We start from the raw sequence: 8,702 nt of genomic DNA, 5'->3' as shown, positions 1-8,702 counted from the left end.
TGTTTTTCTCTTATATACAAAGTTAACTATAATGGTATAGCTTTTTTAGTGCTATCTTATGTTATCCGTCACTTCCGATTTTAAACATAGGAACTATTTTAAAGAATTCATTATCCGCCACTATTCCGTTCATAATATAGCGCTCACCTTCATACTCTACGTAATCTTGCTCCAAAATAGTGAGTTGGGCACGTCCGCTGATATATCTTTTATCTACGTACATACTATCTAGCCCGTCCAACTCCGCAATAGATAATCCATAAGTTACTCCATCTAACACGAATTTTACTCCGTAAACAGAGTCCTTGTCCACACAGTTATCGTCAACAGACAATTCACTGTTTATGTAACGGAGCAATATGATACAGCATGCCAGACTTAACGACAGACCTACAATATTTATTATTGTGTAAGATTTAAGGCGTACCAGAAAACGCCATGCATAAATTATAGTTTTCATACTTCAAATTCCTTTTTCAAATAAATAATACCGAGACGCTTTGTATTTTTAACTAAAACACCAGTTCCTCCGCATCGCCAAAGTTATCATATCCTGACGTAATCACACAATCACCGGGCTGCAAACCTTCGGTTATTTCATATTGACGCGGATTCTGACGGCCAATGGTTATTGGCACTTTATATGCCCGTGTCTTGTCATCACTGAGCTTATAAATCCATCTGCCGCCTGTATGCTGGTAGAAATTACCGCGCGAAATTACAACTGCCTGCTCCGGCTGTCCCAACTCTATCTGTACTCTGAAGCTCTTACCCAGGCGGACATTGTCCGGCATATCTCCGGTAAAGACCAGATCGACATCGAACATACGGTCCTTCACCTCTGGAACTACTTTTGTGACTTTCAAAGGATATTTCTCTCCCTGATTAGATACAGTAGCCGGTAGTCCTGTTGTTATTCTGACGATATAATATTCGCTTAACGAAGTGTGCACTTTAAACTGGTCAAGGACTTTTACTTCGGCAATGTTCTCTCCCGCTCCTACCTGCTGACCGAGAGTTACTTTCACAAAACTCAACTGCCCGTCCACCGGTGCCCGCACTACCAGGTCATTTATTCTTTCAAGGCTGCGCTGGAGTTTCTTCTGTTCCCTGTCATAATCGTTCTTCAGAAGTTCTTTTCTGATAACTGTCATGGCAGAATCGCTACGAAGACTGCGCAATTTAAGTCGTGTGGACTCCGTCTTATACTCATACTCATCGCGCGACACTTCAAGTTGTGCCTTACTGCGTATTCCCATTTCGTATTCTTCTTTTTCGAGGGCAAAACTTTTCCTGATTTTATTCAGTTCGTATTCGGCTTCCAGTGTCTGCTGCTTCAGGACTAGAGTTTTCTGCTCCATTTCAAGCTCTTTCTCGCGGTAAGTTATCATCTGTTTTTCCCAATCATCACGCTGGTCGTCGATATCTCTCATCAGATTCGGATTGGAGAGTATCAATATCGTATCTCCTTTCTTCATCAGTCTTCCTTCTTCGGCTACGATGCTGTTTACATTCCCGGCTTCGCGCGCATTCACCATAATGGTCATAATGGGCTGTACTATGCCTTCTACGTCAACATACTCCATGAAATCCGAGTCCGTAACTTCCGAAATTTGTATTTTGTCGATGTCTATCCGCAACCGGCGAGGACCGGACGCAAGAACTATCACATAAACTATCCCGGCAAGGATTACTGCCCCGCCTGCTATCCTGTACTTGTAGCGTATGTACCAGGGTTTCTTCTTTAGTTTTATATCCATAGATGTAATGTTTTTTATTATCAGAATTCAAGATTATGCCATATCGGACATTTATTCATAAAATCATACTGTGTTATACTGCGCAGACCATAGTATAGAGTCCAGTATGTCTGCATAGCTGATATGTAGTTACGGAGTGCAGAGTCTTTTTCAGTTGTCGCCGCATTTAAATCAAGTATAGATGATTTACCCATAAGATAAAGTTTGAGAGCCACTTCGTAACGCTTCGTGGCAGTGCGTTCCGTTTTTCGTGCGACACTTACCTGTTGCGACTGAAGATTGAACTGGCGTACCATTTTCCTGACATTCAGTTCGAAGTCCGTCATGGCCTGAGCCACCTGTGTCTCCACCAGTTCCACATTCGATTTTGCCACTTTCACTTTTCCCTTGCCTCGTCCCCAATCCAATATAGGTATTGCTATGGAAAGACTCACATACTGTTGGTCGAGCGGATTTCTGTACGAATCCTTAAAAATGTCTGCCGTCTGTGACAGGCCGAACTGCAAATACAGGTCAGCCTTCAAACCTCTTGACGCTTTAGCTGATGCAAGCTGACTGCGGCTTTCGAGTTTCTGCCTTTTATACAGGTCGATATCCGGACTGTTTTCGTACGCCTGTCTGAGAGCCTCATCAAGCGGTACATTAAAATAGTATATGCTGTCTGCAGGAATAACTTCTATCTCCGCATCGTCATTTATTCCGAGAAAAGAACGCAGTGTTAGCATGGCATCTTCAACTTCTATTCCGGCATTCATCATGTTTGTTTCCTCATTCAGTTTGTTCACTTCAAGTTGAAGCATCTCATTTTCGGTGATACTGCCTATGTTATATCTTCCGCGAGCATATCTGTACAATGTATCGGCAGAAGCATAGTTGGAACGTGCTATATTAAGATTGGTCTGTGCCGAGGCAAGGGCATAGAAAAGCTGACATGTTCTTGACGCAATAAGTTCCATAGTCTCCGCATAAGTCTTGCATGCCTCACGGTATTTCACAGGCTCGATACGCTTGTCCCATTTCAGATAGTTATATCCGAAAAGCGACTGAGTGTAACCTATTGAAAACGGTTGAGTGTTATACGCTCTGCCATTGCTTCCAAACTCGTCAATCCTCTGTGTAGAGGTCTGTACGAAAAAGTTACCACCCGTGAAAGATACATTCTGGCTAATCTGCAATCCAAGGTCGGTACTCAAATTATTCTGACGGATGAACTGTTCAGTTCCATCCGGCTGGGTAATCTTGTTAATCTGCCTGTTAAGATATGGATTGGAAATCAGACTTACCGACGGCAGATAGTTGGCACGGAAAGAACGGTAATTCCAATAGGCTGCACGGTATGTATGTCTTGCAGCCTGTACCTCCGGCGAATTATCGTGTGCCATCGATATGGCATCTTCGAGAGTGAGCGTAAGTTTTCTGTTTGTATCACCTGCATAGGCAATGCCTCCGGTACAAACTATTAAAATTAAAGTCAGAAATATTCTTATTCGTTTCATGGCAACTGTAAGTCAATGAAGTTAAATGAAAATAATTTATCCGGTATATTAAAATCAAAAACTATGCCATTATGCTATATCATTATTTTTCAGATGTTTAGAAGAAGTAAATCATTCGCTATATCGTGCGTTTACGCACAAAAAACGTGTGATAACGCACATACAACACATTGTTTTAAATATTATATTTGCAAAAACACGATAATAACATGGAAGACAAAGGAAAAATACTTATAATAGACGACAATGAAGATGTGCTGTTTGCATTAAATCTTCTGCTGGAACCATATATGGAAAAGATTAAGGTAACTACTCAGCCATCGAGGATAAAGCACTTCATGGAAACTTTCAGTCCGGACGTGATACTTCTGGATATGAATTTCTGCCGCGACGCAATAAGCGGTAATGAGGGGTTTGAATATCTGGAACAAATATTAAGCATTGACTCTAAAGCTGTAGTGGTGTTCATGACAGCATACGCCGACACAGAAAAGGCTGTCAGGGCTATAAAGGCAGGTGCAACCGACTTCATCTCAAAACCCTGGGAAAAGGAGAAACTGCTTGCCACACTGTCGTCTGCAATAAAACTTAGCAAATCGAACAAAGAAATCAACAGATTGCGCGAACAGGTATCGGCTATGGGAAACGAATCGCCGATTTCGGACTTCATAGGAGAATCTCCGGCCGTAAGAAAGTTGAAGGACACGATATACAGACTGTCTGAGACGGATGCCAACATCTTGATTTTAGGCGAGAACGGTACGGGTAAGGATATGGTGGCACGTATGGTGAAGAACCTTTCGCCACGTGCCGGAGAAAGTTTTATCACCATAGACCTTGGGAGCATACCCGAACAGTTGTTCGAGAGTGAGCTTTTCGGATATGAAAAAGGCGCGTTTACAGACGCAAGAAAGTCAAAACCGGGAAGAATGGAAATGGCATCGGGAGGTACACTGTTTCTTGATGAGATAGGAAACCTGTCATTGCCAATGCAGGCAAAACTGCTCACTGCATTGGAGAAAAGGTATATCACAAGACTTGGAGGAGTGGAACATACACCGATAGACATACGTCTGATATCCGCCACCAACTCAAACCTTCAATCCATGATAGACGAAGGAAAGTTCCGCCAGGATCTCCTCTACCGCATAAACACCATTGAGCTTCACATTCCACCACTCAGGGAAAGAGGAAACGATATAATCCTGCTAGCAGAGCATTTCCTGAAGATATACAACAGGAAGTACAGAAAAGAAATCTCCAGCATCAACAGGGACGCAAAAAACAAACTCATGAAATATTCATGGCCAGGAAATGTGAGAGAACTTCAGCACATAATAGAAAGGGCTGTAATATTGAGCGACAACAGTTCGCTGCGTACCGACGACTTTATCTTCGCACATAATACCAAGGAACAGAAAAGCCTGCCGGACGAGGAACTGAACCTTGAGGCTTTGGAAAGAAAGGCGATAGAAAAAGCCATAAAGGTAACGAACGGGAATTACACTATGGCTGCCGAGCTTTTAGGTATAAGCAGATTCGCACTTTACAGAAAAATAGACAAACTACAACTCTAATTCATCAGGTATGGGAAGATTCAATATCTACATATTGACAAATACGGTCGCGCTGTTTCTGTGTATGGCAGGAACGGTTTACTGTATGCATACTAAACTCGTTTTTTCCTGTCTACTTTGTTCTGTTTTATGTCTGCTCGTAATAATAAACATATACCGGCTGCAGAACAAACAGACAAAGATGATAAGGAAAGCCATAGAATGCCTGAAATCGAAAGATACAAGCAGTATAATAACTCCCCCTTTCAAGGACAGGAAGATATCTGAACTGGCAGAGACTCTGACGTTCATCATAAAGGACCTGAAAAGCTCTGCCATGGAAGACGAGACGAAATACCAGTACTACAAGAACCTAATGAACAGTGTAGATACCGCCGTAATCTCTACATATAAGGACGGAAGAATTATATGGATGAACAAGTCAGCAAAGAATATCTTAGGGCCGGAGGTATTCAAACTGCCGGAAGATATTCAGGATGCACTGAACAATAAGGAAAAGATAGTACACAGAAAGAAGCAGGAATCAACCCTTGATTTATCTGTTTCATGTACCAGGATTTCCGTTCACGGGCAGGAACAATTCATAGTGAGCATGAGCAATATCCATTCTGCACTGGAAAAGAACGAAATGGAAGCATGGCAAAAGCTCATCAGGGTGCTAACGCATGAGATTATGAATTCCATTACCCCTATCATTTCATTGTCGGACACTCTGCAAGAAAGAAGCGTAGAATTCCCGATAAACGAAAGTACCCAGAGAAATATTTCTCAGGGACTGGGAATAATAAACCGTCGCTGTAAGGGACTGATGGAATTTGTTGACAACTACAGAAAACTTACACGAATATCAGCACCAGTAAAAAGCGAAATAAAAGTTTATGACTTTTTCAAGGACATCGAAGGACTTACAGCTACAGATTATATACATTTTACTCTGGAAGACAATGATATGACTCTATCTGCTGACAGGGCACAGTTGGAACAGGTATTTCTGAACATTATAAAGAATGCTATTGAAGCATGCAGAAAAACAGAAAATCCTAGAATAGAAGTATCAGCCGTATATCACAAAAACGATTCTATAAAATTCACCATATCCGACAACGGAGAAGGCATTATACCTGAAGTAAAGGAAAGAATCTTCGTTCCGTTCTTCACCACTAAACCAAACGGTTCAGGTATAGGCTTAAGCCTCTGCAAGCAGATAATTACCCTGCACGACGGATTAATAAATGTAGAATCAAAAGTCGGTTACGGAACAGTATTTACGATTATAATGGGAAAATCATGATTTCTTTCCGTCAGTCACATCAGACAGAATCTCACTCTGTGCGAAGTATTCAGGTTTCTCGGCATAAATATACATCACGCTTCCACCCTTTATTGCATCAATAATTGGTTTGGAAATCTTTTGAGGAAGCGCAGGACATCCAAGACTTCTACCCAAGCGACCACCGCCCTTTATCACTGAAGGATTGGCATAAGATGCTCCATGAACCACTATGGCACGTTCCTTTGCCTTATCGTTTATCCCCTTTTCCAGTCCATTAAGGATAAGCGAATACCCGTTACCTCCGTTATAGGTAGTCTCAGTAAGATAGAATCCCAAAGAGCTTTTATAAGAACCATATTCGTTTGAGAATGATGTGGCATAGTTCTCCCCGCTGTTTCTGCCATGCGATACAAGAGAGTTGAAAAGCATCTTGCGGTTCTTCATGTCAAATACATAGAGACGCTTCTCTGTCGAGGGCTTGGAGAAATCTATAAGGGTAAGAATATCACGATGACGGTTTTCGATTTTCCTGTATCCTTCTACAGCCTGACGAAAAGCCTTATAATTGACAACTCCATCAAGCTGCATAGATTCATAAAGATTGGCACATTCGTCAACCTCTGAAGGAGAATGTACAAGCATACCACTGGCAAAAGACGGTGCCATGGCAGGAACTACAAAGCCGGAACAAACAAGAAATATAGATATTAATATATTGCGCATTATCAAAAATCAATGAAAAATTCAGCCGCAAAGATAGCACTTTATATTAATATATCTGAAAATCAGTTAGTTAAAAAACTCAATGAAATGTTATATCGAATATTCATTCAATTACTACAACCAGGCTTTCCTGCACCGGAGCCCAGTCGTAAACAAATTTGGCATGCGAAGTTGCATTACGAACGCACATGTGTGAACGCGGAGTGGTACCCAAACTCCAGCTGTATTCTATCATCTTTGTGGCAGTAACATTCACAGGCACTCCATGTATATATGCCCCATTGGTAAAACGGCTTGCATACGGCGCATAACCTCCTACTGCACTCGAACCATCCTTCAGAAAAATCATCTTCTGTTTCTTTTCCTGAATTAGATACATACCAAGCGGAGTCTCTTGAGCGTATGGAGGGTAATGACGTCCGGTAGTAGCAGGGTTAATGCTTCTCACCTTCCATTCTGCCTTTGCCACTCTTTCAAGAGTGGTTATATTCTGATCCCCACGGTCAACGAAAACGACATGATGGAAGTTTGTAGAATCGGAAAGCATCTTGACATATCTTTCCGGAACATACCATTCGTCATCGAACGTGGCAGAACGTATATGAATATATCCACCTTTTCTTCCAAGAACAGAAGCTAAAGAGCCGTCACGACCATAACGCTCGGGGGTAACGGTATCTGACAACAGATACAAAGGCACAGACTGATATCTTTCCACTCCCAAAGTATCAGATACACGCTTGTATTCATTTCTGACAAACCTTCTGACCAATGCAGCTTCACCGTTTCTGTTTCTGTAATTCTGTATGACACACCATTTACCCGATTCGGGTTCCATATTCTCGACGTATGCCAGACACTTCTTTATAACATCCCACTTTATGGAACGTACAGTGTCCTTGTAAGGATAAACATCCTCAAGAGTATATTTATCAAATAAAAGTTCTTTGGTGATTATTATGTCTTCTGCAGCTATCGGCTTTTCCTTAAACAGTTCTGTAATTGTGATACTTTCAAGTAATTCCTCTACCTTCTCCAGCGGGACAACACCTTCACCTTTTCTTATTTCGCATCCGGAAACAAGAAAAACAAGAAGTAAAGAAATTACAAATGCTTTCATAGTCGATTGATTATCTATTTGGCACAAAGATAGTATTTTAAAATTAGTTCACAAATAGTAAAAGCATATTTCTGATAATTATAAATTATTAAACCTCTGTATCTATATTTTCATCAATAAAACGCAATGTCTCCACTTTTTCCAAACGTGCCCTCAACTTAGGCATTGAAGATTTTCTGATTCTCAGCTTCATCAGACAGTCCATATCATACGACTGTTCGAGAATCTCCGGCTCCTCTTCCTTCACAACCCTCATTACATCGTTAATAAAAGGATATTCAAAAGCAAAATACACATCCTCGTCAACAGTTTTCTCTATCACTACAGCTTCTTCAAGAGCCTGAGCGGCAGCAGTTTTGTATGCGACTATAAGTCCGCTTGTTCCCAATTTTATTCCTCCGAAATATCTCACCACAATAACAAGAATATCTGTAAGTCCGAAAGAATTTATCTGACCGAGTATAGGACGTCCTGCAGTACCGGAAGGCTCACCATTGTCATTGGCACGGAAATCCTTTCTTTCATCCCCAAGCATATAGGCATAACACACGTGACGGGCATCATAATATTTCTTCTGATATTCCTCAAGGTATGTCTTTATCTCCCCAAGTGTACGGACCGGAAGAGCTATGGCTATGAATTTGCTTCGCTTTTCTGTGTAAATTGATTCGGAAATCCCCTCTATGGTCTTATATGTATCTTCCTGCTGCATTTTGTGATGTTTTGAATGATAATGCAAAGGTAATTATTTAA

General features: G+C 41.3%; 8 protein-coding genes. 2 read left to right on the top strand and 6 right to left on the bottom strand.

The annotated features are described in order from the left end of the window. Window positions 1-61: 61 nt before the first annotated feature. From OCV82_RS11175 to OCV82_RS11165, 3 genes are read right to left on the bottom strand one after another with little or no spacing between them, the layout of a single operon-like run. Window positions 62-460: a hypothetical protein gene (locus OCV82_RS11175; RefSeq protein ID WP_154044462.1), complete on the bottom strand. Its 399-nt coding sequence runs from the start codon at window positions 458-460 to the stop codon at window positions 62-64. Between the two features lie 52 nt (window positions 461-512). Beyond that, window positions 513-1,760 (bottom strand): efflux RND transporter periplasmic adaptor subunit, encoded by a 1,248-nt coding sequence (locus OCV82_RS11170; protein ID WP_154044461.1) that lies wholly within the window; start codon window positions 1,758-1,760, stop codon window positions 513-515. A 20-nt stretch (window positions 1,761-1,780) separates the two neighbouring features. Continuing rightward, window positions 1,781-3,256 carry a TolC family protein gene (locus OCV82_RS11165; protein WP_154044460.1) on the bottom strand — a complete coding sequence of 492 codons (1,476 nt, stop codon included), beginning with the start codon at window positions 3,254-3,256 and terminating at the stop codon, window positions 1,781-1,783. 209 nt (window positions 3,257-3,465) lie between these two features. On the opposite strand from OCV82_RS11165, the gene OCV82_RS11160 reads away from it, so the two are divergent. After that, window positions 3,466-4,833 carry a sigma-54-dependent transcriptional regulator gene (locus OCV82_RS11160; protein ID WP_154044459.1) on the top strand — a complete coding sequence of 456 codons (1,368 nt, stop codon included), beginning with the start codon at window positions 3,466-3,468 and terminating at the stop codon, window positions 4,831-4,833. A 181-nt stretch (window positions 4,834-5,014) separates the two neighbouring features. After that, complete coding sequence (locus tag OCV82_RS11155; protein ID WP_262543554.1) at window positions 5,015-6,124, top strand: sensor histidine kinase; 1,110 nt, start codon at window positions 5,015-5,017, stop codon at window positions 6,122-6,124. Here the strand turns inward: OCV82_RS11155 and OCV82_RS11150 are convergent. The 3 genes from OCV82_RS11150 to OCV82_RS11140 all read right to left on the bottom strand — a co-directional run bounded on the left by OCV82_RS11150 (window position 6,119) and on the right by OCV82_RS11140 (window position 8,661). Further along, complete coding sequence (locus OCV82_RS11150; RefSeq protein WP_262543553.1) at window positions 6,119-6,772, bottom strand: murein L,D-transpeptidase catalytic domain family protein; 654 nt, start codon at window positions 6,770-6,772, stop codon at window positions 6,119-6,121. The genes OCV82_RS11155 and OCV82_RS11150 overlap by 6 nt on opposite strands. Before the next feature lie 160 nt (window positions 6,773-6,932). Continuing rightward, on the bottom strand, window positions 6,933-7,949 hold the full coding sequence (locus OCV82_RS11145) for a L,D-transpeptidase (RefSeq protein WP_154044457.1): 1,017 nt from the start codon (window positions 7,947-7,949) through the stop codon (window positions 6,933-6,935). An 88-nt stretch (window positions 7,950-8,037) separates the two neighbouring features. Continuing rightward, window positions 8,038-8,661, bottom strand: a complete 624-nt coding sequence (locus OCV82_RS11140; RefSeq protein WP_154044456.1) for an IMPACT family protein — start codon at window positions 8,659-8,661, stop codon at window positions 8,038-8,040. Window positions 8,662-8,702 lie beyond the last annotated feature (41 nt).

It is taken from the genome of Bacteroides cellulolyticus (assembly GCF_025567135.1).
In the GTDB taxonomy this organism is placed as follows: domain Bacteria; phylum Bacteroidota; class Bacteroidia; order Bacteroidales; family Bacteroidaceae; genus Phocaeicola; species Phocaeicola cellulolyticus.
This window is presented reverse-complemented; position numbering and strand designations above follow the sequence as displayed.

Bases quoted from the DNA above. Each gene is read 5' to 3' on its own strand.
- OCV82_RS11175 (WP_154044462.1), bottom strand. From the start codon at position 460: ATGAAAACTATAATTTATGCATGGCGTTTTCTGGTACGCCTTAAATCT.
- OCV82_RS11170 (WP_154044461.1), bottom strand. From the start codon at position 1,760: ATGGATATAAAACTAAAGAAGAAACCCTGGTACATACGCTACAAGTAC.
- OCV82_RS11165 (WP_154044460.1), bottom strand. From the start codon at position 3,256: ATGAAACGAATAAGAATATTTCTGACTTTAATTTTAATAGTTTGTACC.
- OCV82_RS11160 (WP_154044459.1), top strand. From the start codon at position 3,466: ATGGAAGACAAAGGAAAAATACTTATAATAGACGACAATGAAGATGTG.
- OCV82_RS11155 (WP_262543554.1), top strand. From the start codon at position 5,015: ATGATAAGGAAAGCCATAGAATGCCTGAAATCGAAAGATACAAGCAGT.
- OCV82_RS11150 (WP_262543553.1), bottom strand. From the start codon at position 6,772: ATGGCACCGTCTTTTGCCAGTGGTATGCTTGTACATTCTCCTTCAGAG.
- OCV82_RS11145 (WP_154044457.1), bottom strand. From the start codon at position 7,949: ATGAAAGCATTTGTAATTTCTTTACTTCTTGTTTTTCTTGTTTCCGGA.
- OCV82_RS11140 (WP_154044456.1), bottom strand. From the start codon at position 8,661: ATGCAGCAGGAAGATACATATAAGACCATAGAGGGGATTTCCGAATCA.